Consider the following 14765-nt stretch of genomic DNA (forward strand, 5'->3'; position numbering starts at 1 on the left):
GCAGTCTATCGGCCCGCTTCTTGTTTTTGTTTTTGGGGGGGGGCTGTCCCGTCCGGAAGGACGGGACAGCCCCCTCTTGCTTGTCCTGTGGGGGCGCGAAGCGCCACGAACCCGCCGGGCCTACACGACCCCGCAGGTGAACCCGCCGCCGGACCCCCCACCCCACGACTGCGGCAACCCCCGCTCGGTGTCCCCGCCCCGACCGACCAGCCCCGCCGCCCCGGCGAAACGCGGCACGAGCGAGGACAGCGCCCGGTCCCCGTACAGGGCGACCGCGAGCAGGACCTCCTCCGCCGACAGCCCCTCCCGCCCAGCGGGCAGCGGGAGTTGGGCACGCAGCGACTTCAGCAGGACACGCGCCGTACGGGTGCGATACGGCGGGAACCCGCGCCGCAGACCGGCGGTCACCAGATCGCTCCGCAACTCCGCGAGGGCGTCCCGCACGACCCGCCGTTCGAGCAACTGCCGTATGCCCGCCGGACGGTAGAGCGCGGAGTGCACCGCCCTGGTCAGGTGCGGAAGCGAACCCGCGTCCGCGGCCGCCCCGGACGTCCGCATCGTGCCGGGCCGGCCGGCCCGGACCGCGCCCCGCAGATGCAGCGTGAGGACGGCCACCGTGACGGCCGCCCGGTCGCCGCCCCGCAGCAGCGCGACCTCGTGCGGCTGGAGCCGAATCGTCGGGCCACCGCTCATGACACCCCCTGAGACGAGGCCCGCCGCCCCCGTGCCGGCGGGCCTCGTGCGACGAATGTGCCCGCTTTCAGGGGTGGTTGAAGCTTCGCGAGCGGAGTTCAGAGGTTTATTTGAGGTTCACTGATCGGGGTGCTCGTCGTCGTGCTCCGACAGGCCGGGCCAGTCCTCGGGGCCGCCGCCCTGCCACTCGATCAGATCGCTCTCCTCGACCTCGATCCGGTCCAGATCGGCCAGGCGCAGGATCTCGACGACGTCGTCCAGGTGGGAGGCGATGCCGAGGGTCTGGTCGCCGGTGGTGACCCGGCGGGAGCCGTCCAGGGCCGGCGGGTGGACCACGATGTGCGGGTGTTCCGTTGGATGTGCCATGCCCTCAGGCTGCTGCGCCGGACGCGGATCCGCACCCCGGAACACCGCACCGGAACACCGAAGAGCGCCGGATACGGGATCCTCCGTATCCGGCGCTGCTCGATGTGTGGCCGTCCGACGGCGCGAGGCTGGGCGCGACAGGACGTTCGCGCCGCCGGACGGGGTCATCGGGTGGGTGTTTCGGCCGTGTGGTTCGGCTGTGTGTTTCGGCTGGGACCGCGGCGGTCGCGACGGAACCGGGGTGCTCCCTCCCTCAGGTCGGGAAGGAGACCTCGGAACCTTCACCACCGCACTGGCTCGCACTCCGCCGCGGTCCTCGCCCTGCCCGCGCGGTGCCGGTGGACCACCCCTCATCCGGGTCGTCCGGCACACACGGGCCGCTTGTGGGGTCGATGTGGTTTCCGGGCGGCACCGCCGCCTGGGCGCGACAGGACATTGTCGGCGCCGGCGCCGCCCGGAAGTCTCAGAGCCGGGCGCCGGAGAGACGCTCGACGGCGCGCAGCAGCGCCGAGTGGTCGAGGCCGCCGTCGCCCTGTGCGCGCAGCGAGGCGACCAACTGCGCCACCACGGCGCCGACCGGCAGTGCCGCGCCGACATTGCGGGCCGCGTCCGTGACGATGCCCATGTCCTTGTGGTGCAGGTCGATCCGGAAGCCCGGCTTGAAGTCGCGGGTGAGGAAGTTGTCCTTCTTCCGCGTCAGCACGGTCGAGCCCGCGAGCCCGCCGTTGAGGACGTCGAGAGCGGCCGCGAGATCCACGCCCGACTTCTCCAGGAAGACCACGGCCTCGGCGCACGCCTGGATGTTCACGGCGACGATGAGCTGGTTGGCGGCCTTCACGGTCTGTCCCGAGCCGTGCGGACCGCACAGCACGATGGTCCCGCCGAGCGCGTCGAAGACCGGCCGTGCCTCGTCGAAGTCGGCCCGGTCGCCGCCGACCATGATGGACAGTACGGCCTCGATCGCGCCGGCCTCGCCGCCGGACACCGGCGCGTCCAGGACGCGAATGCCCTTGTCCCGGGCCGCCTTCGCCAGGTCGACCGAGGTCTGCGGGGTGATGGACGACATGTCGATCAGCAGGGCGCCGGGCCGCGTGTTCTCCAGGATGCCGTCCGGGCCGTAGGCGATGGCCTCGACCTGGGGGGACGCGGGCACCATGGTGATCACCACGTCGGCGTCGCGCACGGCCTCGGCGATGGAGCCGGCCGCGCGGCCGCCGGCGGTGGCCAGCCGGTCCAGCTTGTCCTGTTCCAGGGTGAAGCCGGTGACGTCGTAACCCGCCTTGATCAGGTTCTCGGACATGGGGGAGCCCATGATGCCGAGGCCTATCCAGGCAATCGCCGGGCGGGTCGGGTGGGAAGAGTCTGCGAGCTTGCTCATCGGGGGTGCCTTTCGGTAAGGGTCAGCGGGGCAGCCAGTCGAAGGCCTCGGCGCTCGGGCGGTCGCCCGGCTTGTACTCGAGGCCGACCCAGCCGTCGTAACCCGCCTTGGTCAGTCGGTCGAGGAGGTCTTCGAGGGGGAGCGACCCGGTGCCCGGCGCGCCGCGGCCGGGGTTGTCCGCGATCTGCACATGGCCGGTCTTCGCCGCGAACTGGTCGATCACCGACGGGAGTTCCTCGCCGTTCATGGACAGGTGGTAGAGGTCCATGAGGAAGCGCGTGTTGGCGAGGCCGGTCGCGTCGTTCACCTTGTCGACGATTCCCACGGCGGCCGGGGCGCTGACGAGCGGGTACAGCGGCGACTCGGGCTTGTTGAGCGCCTCGATCAGCAGGATCGCGCCGATCCGGTCGGCGGCGCGGGCCGCGAGGACCAGGTTCTCCAGCGCCAGCGCGTCCTGCTCGGCCGGGTCGACGCCGGCCACGCGGTTGCCGTAGAGCGCGTTGAGCGCGGTGGCGCCGAGCGAGTGGGCGAAGTCGGCGGCCACGTCGATGTTGGCGCGGAACCGCTCCGACTCCTCGCCGGGGAGCGACAGGGCGCCGCGGTCCGGCCCCGGGAGCTGACCCGCGTAGAAGTTCAGGCCGGTGAGCTGGACGCCCGCGTCCTCCAACGCCCGCTTGAGCGCGTCGAGTTCGGACTGCGCGGGGGTGGGGGAGTCGACCCAGGGCCACCACAGCTCGACCGCGGTGAAGCCGGCCGCGGCGGCGGCCGCGGGGCGTTCCAGGAGCGGGAGTTCGGTGAAGAGGATCGACAGGTTGACGTTGAAGCGCTGGTCTGCGAATCCCATCGGGGTCGCGCTCCCTTCCGTGTCCGGGTGTCAGGGGGTCGTTTTATAATTCCGTATTGTGGAATAATGTTTCTGCTTAATGGAAGATTGCCGTCCCGTCTCGGGGCTTGTCAAGAGGGCTCGGTGGAAAACGGCGGCGCGTGGCCCGGACCAGCGCTGTCCGAGCTTGTCCGGGGGTGCGGGGCCGCCTGCCTCCCCGGAAACGCGTACAGGGCGTTAGGTTGAGCGCGTGCGATTGCGAGTGGAGTTCACGACAGAGCCCTTCGATCTCGACGAGGCCCCCGCGCATGCGCTGGTCGCCAGGGAGGTCATCGAGGCGGCGGAGCTGGACGCCGTGGATGTCGGGCCGTTCGGCAACACGGTCGAGGGGGGTGCTGACGCGGTGCTCGCCGCCGTCGACGCGCTGCTGCGCAGAACCCTGGAGGCGGGCGCCACCCGCATCTCGCTCCAGCTCAACGTCATCGGTGAGGGCGACCGGTGAGCGGCATCGGGGACGAACCCTTCATCGCGGCCGTCAAACCGCTGGTCGACGCCATGGGCGGCGAGCTGCTCCCGCCCGACGAGGCCGGCCCCGATGACGTCGTGCTCGCCTGGGAGGGCGCCGACGTGGTCGCCGTACGCCTGCCGCAGCTCGCCGACTCGCTGGACCACATCCTGGCCGCCATGGAACGCAAGAAGGGCAAGCCCCTCGCGGACCTGGACCGCAAGGCCAAGCAGGAGGTCGTACGGATACTGGAGGCGCGCGGCGCCTTCTCGGTACGGCATGGCGTGGAGACCGTGGCGAGCGCCCTCGGGGTCAGCCGGTTCACCGTCTACAACTATCTCAATCGTGAGAAAGACGCCTGACCTGGGCTTCCGGGTGACCGGCGGTCTTCGTTGCTCCGAATTTTCAACAAAGTGTTGACGTGGTGTTGCCGAGGGCGTTAGCTACTGCCAGCCCGTTCAGCACCAGTCCACGGAGGCTCCGGTGACTTCGACTTCCACGCCGCCGGGCGTCGCCCGGTTCAACGCCCTGGAGGAGCACGCGGCCTTCGCCGCCCTCCTTGAGGCGTGTGCCTCCACGGCGTGGGCGCGGCGACTGCTCGCCGCCCGTCCGTACGCCGGCCCCGAGGACCTGTACTCCGCGAGCGACGCCGCGATGGCGGACCTGACCACCGAGGACCTCGCCGAGGCGATGGCCGGGCACCCGCCCATCGGCCGCCCCAAGCCCGGCGACCCCACCTCCGCCCGTGAACAGCGCGGCATGGCGGGCGCCTCCGAGGAACTCAGGGCGGAGATGCTCGACCTCAACCTGGCGTACCAGGAGAGGTTCGGCCATGTCTTCCTGATCTGCGCCACCGGACGCACCGGCGAGCAGATGCGGGACGCCGTCAGGGAGCGGATCGGCAACTCGCCGGAGCGCGAACGCGAGATCGTCCGGGTCGAGTTGGGGAAGATCAACCGCATCCGGTTGGCCAAGCTCGTAGAGGAAGAAGAGGCATGAGCACCAGCACCACCGCCTCCGTGTCCACCCACGTCCTGGACACCAGCGTCGGCCGCCCCGCGGCGGGCGTCGCCGTCCAACTGGCCGCCCGTAGCGGCCCGTTGGCGGACTGGCGACCGCTCGGCGGTTCCGCGACCGACGCCGACGGCCGGTGCAGGGACCTCCCGGCGCTGCCGGAGGGCACCACACACGTACGGCTCGACTTCGCCGTGGAGCCGTACTTCTCGCAACAGCACAACAAGCAAGCCGATGCGCAGCAGGACGCCCCCGCGAATCGGGACAGCGGTGCGTTTTTCCCAGAGGTAGCGATCACCTTCGCCGTCGAACCCGGCGAGCACTACCACGTACCGCTGCTGCTCAACCCGTTCGGCTACTCCGTATACCGAGGGAGCTAGCAGACATGCCCACGCTTGGACAGAACCAGTACGGCAAGGCCGAGAACCGAGTCGTCAGGATCACGCGGGACGGCGCCACCCATCACATCAAGGACCTCAACGTCTCCGTGTCGCTGAGCGGCGACATGGACGAGGTCCACTACTCCGGCTCGAACGCCAACGTGCTGCCGACCGACACCACCAAGAACACGGTGTACGCGTTCGCCAAGGAGCACGGCATCGAGTCCGCCGAGCAGTTCGGCATCCACCTCGCCCGGCACTTCGTGACCTCGCAGGAGCCGATCCACCAGGCCCGCATCCGCATCGAGGAGTACGCCTGGGAGCGCACGACGGGCGGTCACTCCTTCGTCCGCAAGGGCCAGGAGACCCGGGTCACGCAGATCACCTACGACGGTGAGTCCTGGGAGGTCGTATCGGGCCTGAAGGACCTCGTCGTGCTGAACTCGACCGACTCCGAGTTCTGGGGCTACGTCAAGGACAAGTACACGACCCTCCCCGAGGCCTACGACCGCATCCTGGCCACCCAGGTCTCCGCCCGCTGGCGCTTCAACTGGACCGACGACCAGCAGGAGATGCCCGGTTGGGAGGAGTCGTACGAGCAGGTGCGCGCGCACATGCTCCAGGCCTTCGCCGAGACGTACTCGCTCTCGCTCCAGCAGAGCCTGTACCAAATGGGTGCGCGGATCATCGACAACCGCGACGAGATCGACGAGGTCCGCTTCTCCCTGCCCAACAAGCACCATTTCCTTGTGGACTTGGAGCCGTTCGGCCTCAAGAACGACAACGAGGTGTACTTCGCCGCCGACCGGCCCTACGGCCTGATCGAGGCGACCGTCCTGCGGGACGGCTGCGAGCCGAAGATCCCGGTCGACCTCACCAACCTCTGACCCGCCTCCTTTTCCTCCCACACAGTCCACTGAGCGAAAAGGACGCACCCACCATGACAACAGCTCAGCGCATCGTCATCGAGAACTGTTCCATCGCGACCGTCGACGCCGACGACACCGAGTACGCGCACGGGTTCGTGGTCGTCGCCGGCAACCGCATCGAGTCGCTCGGCGCGGGCCGGGCGCCCGAGGGTCTGGAGAACGTCGTACGCCGTATCGACGCCTCGGGCCATCTGGTGACGCCCGGCCTGGTCAACACCCACCACCACTTCTACCAGTGGATCACCCGGGGCCTGGCCACCGACCACAACCTCTTCGACTGGCTCGTCGCGCTGTACCCGACCTGGGCGCGCATCGACGAGCCGATGGTCCGCGCCGCCGCGCAGGGCTCCCTCGCGATGATGGCCCGGGGTGGCGTCACCACCGCGATGGACCACCACTACGTCTTCCCGAAGGGTTCCGGCGACCTCTCCGGCGCCATCATCGGCGCCGCCCGCGAGATGGGCGTCCGCTTCACGCTGGCCCGCGGTTCCATGGACCGCAGCGAGAAGGACGGCGGGCTGCCACCGGACTTCGCCGTCGAGACCCTCGAGGGCGCGCTGGCCGCGACCGAGGCGACGGTACGGGAGCACCACGACGCCTCCTTCGACGCGATGACCCAGGTGGCCGTGGCCCCCTGCTCACCGTTCTCCGTCTCCACCGAACTGCTCCGGCAGGGCGCCGAGTTGGCCCGTCGGCTCGGCGTACGGTTGCACACCCACGGCTCGGAGACGGTCGAGGAGGAGCAGTTCTGCAAGGAGCTGTTCGGCATGGGCCCGACCGACTACTTCGAGTCCACCGGCTGGCTCGGCGAGGACGTGTGGATGGCCCACTGCGTCCACATGAACGACTCCGACATCGCCGCCTTCGCCCGCACGAAGACCGGTGTCGCCCACTGCCCCTCGTCCAACGCCCGGCTCGCGGCCGGGATCGCCCGCGTCCCCGACATGCTCGCGGCCGGCGTCCCGGTCGGCCTCGGCGTCGACGGCACCGCCTCCAACGAGTCCGGCGAACTCCACACCGAGCTGCGCAACGCGCTCCTGATCAACCGCCTCGGCGCCCATCGCGAGGCTGCCCTCAACGCCCGCCAGGCCCTGCGCCTCGGGACCTACGGCGGCGCCCAAGTCCTGGGCCGGGCAGGCGAGATCGGCTCCCTGGAGCCGGGCAAGCTGGCCGACCTGGTGCTGTGGAACCTGGACACCCTCGCGCACGCCTCGATCGCCGACCCGGTGACCGCGCTGGTCTTCGGCGCCGCGGCCCCCGTCACGGCCTCCTTCGTGAACGGCCGTCAGATCGTCGACAACAACCGGCTGTTGCACGTCGACGAGGACGCGATCGCCCGCTCCACGCGGGAGGAGGCCCGGCGGCTGGCGCGTATCGCCGCGCAGGGCTGAGCAGTTGAGGAGCAGTTGAAGATCTCCGGTCGAGGGGGACGGCCCTCGACCGGTGGCTGTGGCCGGGGCGTGCATGAACGTGCGCGCCCCGGAACGGCCCTGCCCATTCCCCTTGTTGGGCTCCGTTCCCCCGGTCCCGCACGACCGCGCACCACCTCCTGAAACCCACGTCAGAGCCGACGTGTTACCCGCCCGGAGGAGCCGCCGTGATCACCCACCCCGTCGACGAGAAACTCCCCGCACTCAAGATGGCCACCACGGGCCTGCAACACGTGGCCGCCATGTACGCGGGTGTCGTCGCCCCGCCGCTGATCGTCGGGGCGGCCATCGGCCTCTCCGGCACCGAACTGACCTTCCTCACCGGCGCCTGTCTCTTCACCGCGGGCCTCGCCACCTTCCTCCAGACCCTGGGCATCTGGAAGATCGGCGCCCGGCTGCCCTTCGTCAACGGCGTCACCTTCGCCGGCGTTGCCCCGATGACCGCTGTCGTGGCCTCCACCAAGGACAAGTCCGACGCGCTGCCCATCATCTTCGGCGCGGTGATCGTCGCCGGACTGCTCGGCTTCCTCGCCGCCCCCTACTTCAGCAGGGCCGTCCGCTTCTTCCCACCGGTCGTCACCGGCACGGTGATCACCCTCATAGGCCTCTCGCTGCTGCCCGTGGCCTTCGGCTGGGCGCAGGGACCCGACCCGGCTGCACACGACTACGGTTCGATGACCAACCTGGGTCTGGCGGCGGCGACGCTCGTCGTCGTCCTGCTCATCCGTAGGTTCACCGACGGCTTCGTCAAGCAGATCGCCGTCCTGCTCGGCCTGGTGATCGGCGCCCTCGTCGCGATCCCGTTCGGCGCCGCCGACTTCGGGCCGGTGACGGACGCGGACATGATCGGCTTCCCGACCCCGTTCCACTTCGGCGCACCCCAGTTCCAACTCGCCGCCATCATGTCGATGATCGTCGTCATGGTCGTCTCGATGACCGAATCCACCGCGGACATGCTGGCGTTGGGCGAGATCGTCGAACGCCCCGCCGACGAGGCGACCATCACCGCGGGCCTGCGCGCCGACACCCTCGGCTCGGCCCTGAGCCCCCTCTTCAACGGCTTCATGTGCAGCGCCTTCGCGCAGAACATCGGCCTGGTCGCCATGACCCGCATCCGCAGCCGGTACGTCGTCGCCACCGGCGGCGGCTTCCTGGTCCTGATGGGCCTGTGCCCGATGGCCGCGTCGCTCATCGCCGTCGTACCGCGCCCGGTGCTCGGCGGAGCGGGCGTCGTCCTGTTCGGCTCGGTCGCCGCGAGCGGCATCCAGACGCTCGTCAGGGCGGGCCTGGAGAAGGGCGACAACGTCCTGATCGTGGCGGTGTCCCTGGCCGTCGGCATCATCCCGATCGCGGCGCCGGACTTCTACCACGCGTTCCCGCAGACCGCGAAGATCGTCCTCGACTCGGGGATCTCCACGGGCTGCGTCGCCGCGGTGGCGCTGAACCTGGTCTTCAACCACCTGGGCCGGGCCCGCGAACAGGTCACGGGTACGACCGGGGCCGTACCCCTCGCCGGTCAGCCGATCGCGTAACTGTCCCCGTACACCTTCCACTTGAGCGGTGTGTCCAGGTCGAGGTTGCCCTTTCGCAGGAACACCCGCTGGGCCGTCTCGACCCGGCTCACGTCGCTGTGCGCCGCCTCCTGCTTCATCGCCCAGACCCGGGCATCGAGGAAGGCGTTGAGATACGTCGTCTCGTTGCCGCCGTCGGTGGGCGTGGCCGCGTGCCGGCGGGCCCGGGCGCGGATGCCGCCGAAGGAGACCGGGTCCGTGCCGGGTCCGTGCATCACCATCGCGTCGTAGTAGATGAACTGGCCGAGCGTGCGCACCCCGTCCTTCTTGGCGCGCGCCACGGCCGGATCGAAGTAGCCGCGGTCCCGTTCGTCGCACTGCGCCTGGCAGAACGCGGACGTCTTCGCCGCCTTCCGCCAGGCGGCGGGGAAGCGCGGGGCCAGCCCCTTGTGCGAGGCGGTGCCGTTCACGGCGCGCAGCGCGGGCAGATAGCGGGCGAGGGCATTGCCCGGGACCCGCTTCGTGTACAGCTCGACGAGCGCCAGCATGTCGCTCGTACCGGAGCAGAACCCGATGATCCCGCCGGTGTAGCCGCGGCCGTCGCCGATGTCCTCGATGTACGCGTACTGCGCCTCCCAGTCCAACGAGGAGTTCTCCGCGCTCGACACCAGCCGCATCGCGAGATCCTTTTTGGCGGGGCCATCGAGCCCCGCCGCACCCGCCGCCGAGGCCTCGGCGGACGGCCACTGACTCGCGATCGCCGCGGTCCCCAGGGCGGCGAGCAGGGTGCGGCGGGTGGCTTTTCTTCGGAAGATCGGCACGTCGACTCCAAGGCGGGCGCGGTACACGGCAACGGTGAAAGGCAGCCGAGACTCGCTCGTCAACTTGGGTAAGCCGTGGGGTGGCGTTAGGAAGTCACTGTGAGTTCCCCTGCGGGGCCCGGCAGGGCATGGCCTCCGGGAGGCGGCCCGTGAAGTACGACCGGGGCGGGACGCCCATCAGGGCGCGGAAGTCGGACGTCATGTGGGACTGGTCGTAGTAGCCGGTGACGGTGGCGAGTTCGGCCCAGGAGAGTTCGGTGGCGTGGGCCACGACCGCGCGTACCCGGTTGATGCGGGCGTAGTGCTTGGGGGAGAGGCCGACCCCCTCGGCGAACAGGTTGCGCAACTGGCGTTCGCTGACGGCGAGTTCGCGGGCCACGTCGGGCACCGGGCCGGGTAGGTGGCCGGTGCGGATCGACATCGCGTCGACGCCGGCCCGTACGAGTCCGGTACGGGACGGGTCCGCCGCGGTGGCCAGCCGCTCGGGGAGTACCTCCGCGAGCCGCGCCACCGCCGCCTCGGACTCCAAGTCCTTTATCTCTGCAGCCAGTTGCCGGGCGGCCCGACCCGGCAGTTCGCCCAGGGGCACCGCCCGGCCGACGAGGTCGACCGCCGGAACACCCAGCAACGGCGGCGTCGTGCCCGGTGCCAGCCGCAACTCCACGCAGGACACGAGGAGTTTGGCCGCGTGGTACGTGGCCCGGACCCGCGGCCCGACGACGAGAACGCTGCGGCGGCCGTTCCCCTCGACGCGCACGACCAGCTTCGTGTCCGCGTCCGGGAGATGGACGAAGGGCGCGGCCGGGACGCTGCTCACGCTCAGGTCGGCGATGCGCGCGATCCAGGGGCGCAGTTCGTCCGGCAGGGTCAACTCCCGTTCGGACACCTCGGCGTTGGTCACCCCTCCACGGTAAGCGCGCCGCCGGGCCGTACCCGTCCTCCGAGCGTGCCGGAATCTCCTAGAACCGGGAGCCCTGCCCCACCCATCGTGGTGGCCATGATCCTAGTGACGGGTGCCACCGGCACCATCGGCAGTGAGGTCGTACGACAGCTCGTGGCGCGCGGCGAGAAGGTGCGCGCCCTGACCCGGAACCCCGGACAGGCCCGCGTCCCCTCGGGAGTCGAGGCGGCACGGGGCCACCATGCCGACCGGGCCTCCGTGGACGCGGCGCTGACCGGCGTCGAAGTCGCCTTCCTGGTGGGCGTGTTCGGACCCGACGACGCGGAGCACGACCGGGGCCTGGTGGCGGCGGCACAGGCCGCCGGGGTGCGCCGGATCGTGAAACTCTCCGCAATCGGCACCGGCGACCCCGCCGTCGGACCGGTCGGCACCTGGCACATGGCCGGTGAACAGGCCGTGCGCGACAGCGGGTTGGAGTGGACGGTCCTGCGTCCCTCGGCCTTCGCCTCCAACACGCTGGGCTGGGCGGCCTCCGTCCGGGCGGGCAGCCCGATCCCGAACACGAGCGGTACCGGCGGTCAGGGGGTGGTGGACCCGCGTGATGTGTCCGAGGTGGCGGTGGCCGCCCTGCTCGACACCGGCCACGCGGGGCGGACGTACACCCTGACCGGCCCGGAGGTGCTCAGTGTGCCGGGCCAGGCCGCCGTCCTCGCCGGGGTGCTCGGGCGCCCGGTGGAGGTGCGGGACCTGTCCACGGCCGAGGCGCGTGAGTATCTGCTCGGGCTCGGCTTCAGCGACACGTTCATCGACGCCTCCGAGATCAGCAGGGCGTACGTCAGGGGCGGTGGCAACGAGGTCGTCACCGATGACGTACCGGAGGTGCTGGGGCGCCCGGCGCGGACCTACCGGGAGTGGGCCGAGGACCACAAGAAGATGTTCGGGGAGGCCTGACACGGGCGTCAGTCGCGGCTCCGCAGCACCGTCGCCGCCAGGACCAGTGCACCCGCCGCGATCAACGCCCCAGTACGGAAGGCGAGTTGGTACCCCGCCGCAGTGGCCGGTATCAACTCCGCGCCCCGGCCGAGCAGTCCGTCGGTCCGCCCCGCCGCCAGTGTCGACAGCAGTGCAAGGCCCAGCGAACCCCCCACCACCTGCGTGGTGTTGAAGAGCCCGGAGGCCAGTCCCGCGTCCTCCTCCCGTGCCCCCGACATGGCGAGCCCGGTCAGCGCGGGCATCGCGGCGGCGAACCCGGTGGCCAGCAGGAGCAGAGGCGGCAGTACGTCGGTGACATAGGAGCCGTCGGCCGGGGCGCGGCCCAGCAGGGCCATCCCGGCGACGATGAGGACCAGTCCGGCCAGCAGTACCCGGTGGGCGCCGAAGCGGCCGATGGTCCGTGCCGACAGGCCCAGCATCAGGACGCCGATCACGACCGGCGCGGGCAGGAACGCCGTACCGGTGAGCAACTCGCTGAAGCCCAGCACGCGTTGGACGTACAGCGCGCCGATGAACTGGAAGCCGAACATCGTGCCGATCATCAGGATCTGCACGGCGTTCGCTCCACTCAGGAGACGGGAGCGGAACAGCCTCAGGCGCAGCAGCGGTCGGGCGGCCCGGGCCTGGCGGACGGTGAACGCCGTGAACAGGACCAGGGCGAGCGCGGCCAGGGGCAGGCTGGTGGAGAGGGGGCGGTCGGCGGTGCCGACGATGACGTAGACCGTGAGCATCAGTGCTCCGGTGATCAGCGCGGCCCCCGGATAGTCGGCGCCCCCGTCGAGTCCGGCGCCCTGTTCCGGGGCGAGGACGCGGACGGCGGCGAACCACGCCACGATCCCGATCGGCAGGTTGATCAGGAAGATCCAGTGCCAGCCGAGGGCCTGCGTCAGCGCCCCGCCGAGGAACGTGCCGAGCGCACCGCCCCCGGCGCCGACCGCACTGAACACCGCGATGGCGCGGGCCTGTTCACGCGGCTCGGGGAAGAGGGACACCAGCATCCCCAGGACGACCGCCGAGGCCATCGCTCCGCCGACGCCCTGCACGGCCCGCGCCGCGATCAGCATGCCCTGGCCGGTCGAGACCCCGCACAGCACGGACGCGGCGGTGAACACGGCCAGTCCCGCCGTGAACATCCGCTTGCGGCCCACCAGATCGCCCAGCCGGCCGACGAGGAGGAGCAGCCCGCCGAACGGGATCAGGTAGGCATTGACGACCCAGGCGAGCCCCGGCCCCGAGAAACCGAGGTCGCTCCGGATCGCCGGCATGGCGACCGTGACGATGTTGCCGTCCAGGATCGTCATCAGCGTCCCCGCGCACAGGACGGCCAGGGACGCCCAGCGGGAGTACGTTTGTTCCCGCCCTCGCGGCGGCGACTCGGAAAGGTCGGAAAGGGGCGACATGGCCGGTGGCCTCCATGGTTCTCCGTTGAGCGCATAGGCGCACGACTTGTAACGGGGAACATCGTGGGGAACCATGGAGGCCGTCGTAAGGAGGCACTTGGATGTCCCAGGGGAACACCGGTGTTACCCCCCAGGTCGTGAACGCGCACGCCTGTCCGGTCCGTGAAGTTCTTGACAGGGTCGCCGGCAAATGGAGTGTGCAGATCCTGGTCGCGGCGGCCCACGGACCCATCCGCTTCACCGAGTTGGAGCGCGGCATCGAAGGCATCAGCCGCCGCATGCTCACCCTCACCCTGCGCAACCTGGAGCGCGACGGACTCGTCACCCGCACCGTGTATCCGACGGTGCCACCGAAGGTCGAGTACGAACTCACCCCGGTGGCCGAGGAGTTGCACGAGACGTTGCTACGGCTGACGGACTGGGCCGAGCGCAACCGGGTGCACATCGCCGAGTCCCGCGCGGCCTATGACATGGAGCGCGGGGTGGAGTAGCCGCCGGTCAGAGTCCGAACAGGCTCGGGTCCGTGGTCAACTGCTCGAAGAACTCACGGGGGTTGGCGATCAGTCGGCGCTTTTCGAGGTCCAGGAGTCCGCCGACCGACGTGACCTCCGCGGAGACCGTGCCGTCCGCCTTGGTGATCGTCTGCAGGATCCGGAACGTCTTGCCGTCGCCCCACTCGAACGCGCAGTTCACCTCGACCTCGTCACCCGCGCGCAGTTCGCGCAGATAGCGGATGGTCGTCTCCAGGGCGACGGGGCCGATCCGCTGGGCGAGTAACTCGGCCTGGCCCACCCCCGCCGCCTGCAGCAGGGTCCAGCGGGCGTGCTCCGCGTACTGCAGATACACGCTCTGATTGAGGTGCCCCTGGCTGTCGGTCTCGTATCCGCGGACGGTCACCGGGACGGAAAACGGCTCGCTCACTGCGTTCCCTTCTCGCACTGACGGACGATCTGCCCGACCGATCTTGGCATGTCCCTCAGGTCCGCCGCGGCGAGGCCAGCAGATAACTCGCCGCCGTACGCGGCTCCTTGTGCTCGCTCACCTGCCAGCCCGCCCGCTCCAGCGTCCCCGCGCAGGCACGCAGCGCCTCCCCGTCCGGATCGCGCACGGCGACCGCCTCCGGCTGCGGGGTCGTCCGCACCCGGTAGCCCTCCGCGTCCCGTCCGGCGGGCCGGTGTCCGGCCGCCTCCAGGGCGAGCGCGGCGGCCTGCACCAGATGCGTACGCTCCCAGCCGCACGGCCGGTCCACGGAACCGTCCGGATTGGTCATCCGGCGCAGCTCCAGCAGCCCCTGCCAGGCGCTGTGCACCTCACGGGTGCGGGCCGGACCGGCGTCCGGCACGTCCTCGCCGCCGATCCGGGCGGTGAACACCCCGGCGCTCGCGGGGGCTTCCGCGGCGGGCTCGGGAACCTCCGGCGCGGACTCCCGTATGCGATGGCCCGCCGGTGTCAGGAAGTGGTCGTGCGGCGGGCGCGGGTGCCGGAACGCGAGCCCCCGCGTCACCAGCGCGGCGAGCTGCGCCTCCGTACCCCGCAGCCGCCCGGTGACCGGGTCGGCGGCGTCGATGACACGCCGTTGCGCGGCGGTCGGCGGTCGTGTCACGGCGTGCTCCTCCCGACG

18 protein-coding genes are annotated in these 14765 nt (G+C 70.6%); 9 read left to right on the plus strand and 9 right to left on the minus strand.

The window, feature by feature from the left end; translation table 11 throughout:
* Positions 1–120: 120 nt before the first annotated feature.
* The 4 genes from ABZT04_RS27475 to ABZT04_RS27490 form a co-directional block, all read right to left on the minus strand.
* Positions 121–693 (minus strand): TIGR04222 domain-containing membrane protein, encoded by a 573-nt coding sequence (locus tag ABZT04_RS27475; protein WP_356059654.1) that lies wholly within the window; start codon positions 691–693, stop codon positions 121–123.
* Positions 694–810: 117 nt separating this feature from the next.
* Positions 811–1059, minus strand: coding sequence for a hypothetical protein (locus tag ABZT04_RS27480; RefSeq protein ID WP_356059655.1), 249 nt, complete (start codon positions 1057–1059; stop codon positions 811–813).
* A gap of 463 nt (positions 1060–1522) precedes the next feature.
* Positions 1523–2437: a 2-hydroxy-3-oxopropionate reductase gene (locus ABZT04_RS27485; protein WP_356059656.1), complete on the minus strand. Its 915-nt coding sequence runs from the start codon at positions 2435–2437 to the stop codon at positions 1523–1525.
* A 22-nt stretch (positions 2438–2459) separates the two neighbouring features.
* Positions 2460–3281, minus strand: coding sequence for a TIM barrel protein (locus ABZT04_RS27490; protein WP_356059657.1), 822 nt, complete (start codon positions 3279–3281; stop codon positions 2460–2462).
* A 229-nt stretch (positions 3282–3510) separates the two neighbouring features.
* Between ABZT04_RS27490 and ABZT04_RS27495 the strand changes: the two genes are divergently transcribed.
* From ABZT04_RS27495 to ABZT04_RS27525, 7 genes are all read left to right on the plus strand, one after another.
* Complete coding sequence (locus tag ABZT04_RS27495) at positions 3511–3762, plus strand: thiamine-binding protein (protein WP_356059658.1); 252 nt, start codon at positions 3511–3513, stop codon at positions 3760–3762.
* Complete coding sequence (locus ABZT04_RS27500; RefSeq protein WP_356059659.1) at positions 3759–4127, plus strand: helix-turn-helix domain-containing protein; 369 nt, start codon at positions 3759–3761, stop codon at positions 4125–4127. The genes ABZT04_RS27495 and ABZT04_RS27500 overlap by 4 nt, the downstream gene beginning before the upstream one ends.
* Before the next feature lie 121 nt (positions 4128–4248).
* Positions 4249–4764, plus strand: a complete 516-nt coding sequence (uraD, locus tag ABZT04_RS27505) for a 2-oxo-4-hydroxy-4-carboxy-5-ureidoimidazoline decarboxylase (protein WP_356059660.1) — start codon at positions 4249–4251, stop codon at positions 4762–4764.
* Positions 4761–5159, plus strand: coding sequence for a hydroxyisourate hydrolase (uraH, locus tag ABZT04_RS27510; protein WP_356059661.1), 399 nt, complete (start codon positions 4761–4763; stop codon positions 5157–5159). Before uraD ends, uraH begins: the two co-directional genes overlap by 4 nt.
* A gap of 5 nt (positions 5160–5164) precedes the next feature.
* Positions 5165–6046 (plus strand): factor-independent urate hydroxylase, encoded by an 882-nt coding sequence (pucL, locus tag ABZT04_RS27515; RefSeq protein WP_356059662.1) that lies wholly within the window; start codon positions 5165–5167, stop codon positions 6044–6046.
* 53 nt (positions 6047–6099) lie between these two features.
* Positions 6100–7479 carry an 8-oxoguanine deaminase gene (locus ABZT04_RS27520; protein WP_356059663.1) on the plus strand — a complete coding sequence of 460 codons (1380 nt, stop codon included), beginning with the start codon at positions 6100–6102 and terminating at the stop codon, positions 7477–7479.
* A 206-nt stretch (positions 7480–7685) separates the two neighbouring features.
* Positions 7686–9050 (plus strand): nucleobase:cation symporter-2 family protein, encoded by a 1365-nt coding sequence (locus tag ABZT04_RS27525; RefSeq protein ID WP_356059664.1) that lies wholly within the window; start codon positions 7686–7688, stop codon positions 9048–9050.
* On the opposite strand, the gene ABZT04_RS27530 is transcribed toward ABZT04_RS27525, so the two are convergent.
* Positions 9035–9850 carry a chitosanase gene (locus ABZT04_RS27530; RefSeq protein WP_356059665.1) on the minus strand — a complete coding sequence of 272 codons (816 nt, stop codon included), beginning with the start codon at positions 9848–9850 and terminating at the stop codon, positions 9035–9037. The two genes, ABZT04_RS27525 and ABZT04_RS27530, sit on opposite strands and share 16 nt — an antisense overlap.
* 94 nt (positions 9851–9944) lie before the next feature.
* Positions 9945–10751, minus strand: a complete 807-nt coding sequence (locus ABZT04_RS27535) for a helix-turn-helix domain-containing protein (protein WP_356059666.1) — start codon at positions 10749–10751, stop codon at positions 9945–9947.
* An 87-nt stretch (positions 10752–10838) separates the two neighbouring features.
* Here ABZT04_RS27535 and ABZT04_RS27540 point away from each other — a divergent pair, with 87 nt between their 5' ends.
* Complete coding sequence (locus ABZT04_RS27540; protein ID WP_356059667.1) at positions 10839–11702, plus strand: NAD(P)H-binding protein; 864 nt, start codon at positions 10839–10841, stop codon at positions 11700–11702.
* A gap of 8 nt (positions 11703–11710) precedes the next feature.
* Here ABZT04_RS27540 and ABZT04_RS27545 read toward each other — a convergent pair whose 3' ends face one another.
* Positions 11711–13144 carry an MFS transporter gene (locus tag ABZT04_RS27545; protein ID WP_356059668.1) on the minus strand — a complete coding sequence of 478 codons (1434 nt, stop codon included), beginning with the start codon at positions 13142–13144 and terminating at the stop codon, positions 11711–11713.
* 101 nt (positions 13145–13245) lie between these two features.
* On the opposite strand from ABZT04_RS27545, the gene ABZT04_RS27550 reads away from it, so the two are divergent.
* The gene (locus tag ABZT04_RS27550; protein ID WP_356059669.1) at positions 13246–13635 is read left to right on the plus strand and encodes a helix-turn-helix domain-containing protein; all 390 of its coding nucleotides are present in this window, start codon (positions 13246–13248) and stop codon (positions 13633–13635) included.
* Positions 13636–13642: 7 nt separating this feature from the next.
* Here the strand turns inward: ABZT04_RS27550 and ABZT04_RS27555 are convergent, their stop codons facing one another.
* Entirely contained in the window at positions 13643–14065 is a 423-nt protein-coding gene (locus tag ABZT04_RS27555) for an acyl-CoA thioesterase (protein WP_356059670.1), read from the minus strand.
* A gap of 55 nt (positions 14066–14120) precedes the next feature.
* A complete protein-coding gene (locus ABZT04_RS27560; protein ID WP_356059671.1) occupies positions 14121–14747 on the minus strand; it encodes a hypothetical protein in 627 nt (208 codons plus the stop codon).
* Positions 14748–14765 lie beyond the last annotated feature (18 nt).

This window comes from Streptomyces sp. NPDC005492 (assembly GCF_040605995.1).
Taxonomy (GTDB): domain Bacteria; phylum Actinomycetota; class Actinomycetes; order Streptomycetales; family Streptomycetaceae; genus Streptomyces.

Bases quoted from the DNA above. Each gene is read 5' to 3' on its own strand.
- ABZT04_RS27475 (WP_356059654.1), bottom strand. From the start codon at position 693: ATGAGCGGTGGCCCGACGATTCGGCTCCAGCCGCACGAGGTCGCGCTG.
- ABZT04_RS27480 (WP_356059655.1), bottom strand. From the start codon at position 1,059: ATGGCACATCCAACGGAACACCCGCACATCGTGGTCCACCCGCCGGCC.
- ABZT04_RS27485 (WP_356059656.1), bottom strand. From the start codon at position 2,437: ATGAGCAAGCTCGCAGACTCTTCCCACCCGACCCGCCCGGCGATTGCC.
- ABZT04_RS27490 (WP_356059657.1), bottom strand. From the start codon at position 3,281: ATGGGATTCGCAGACCAGCGCTTCAACGTCAACCTGTCGATCCTCTTC.
- uraH (WP_356059661.1), top strand. From the start codon at position 4,761: ATGAGCACCAGCACCACCGCCTCCGTGTCCACCCACGTCCTGGACACC.
- pucL (WP_356059662.1), top strand. From the start codon at position 5,165: ATGCCCACGCTTGGACAGAACCAGTACGGCAAGGCCGAGAACCGAGTC.
- ABZT04_RS27520 (WP_356059663.1), top strand. From the start codon at position 6,100: ATGACAACAGCTCAGCGCATCGTCATCGAGAACTGTTCCATCGCGACC.
- ABZT04_RS27545 (WP_356059668.1), bottom strand. From the start codon at position 13,144: ATGTCGCCCCTTTCCGACCTTTCCGAGTCGCCGCCGCGAGGGCGGGAA.
- ABZT04_RS27550 (WP_356059669.1), top strand. From the start codon at position 13,246: ATGTCCCAGGGGAACACCGGTGTTACCCCCCAGGTCGTGAACGCGCAC.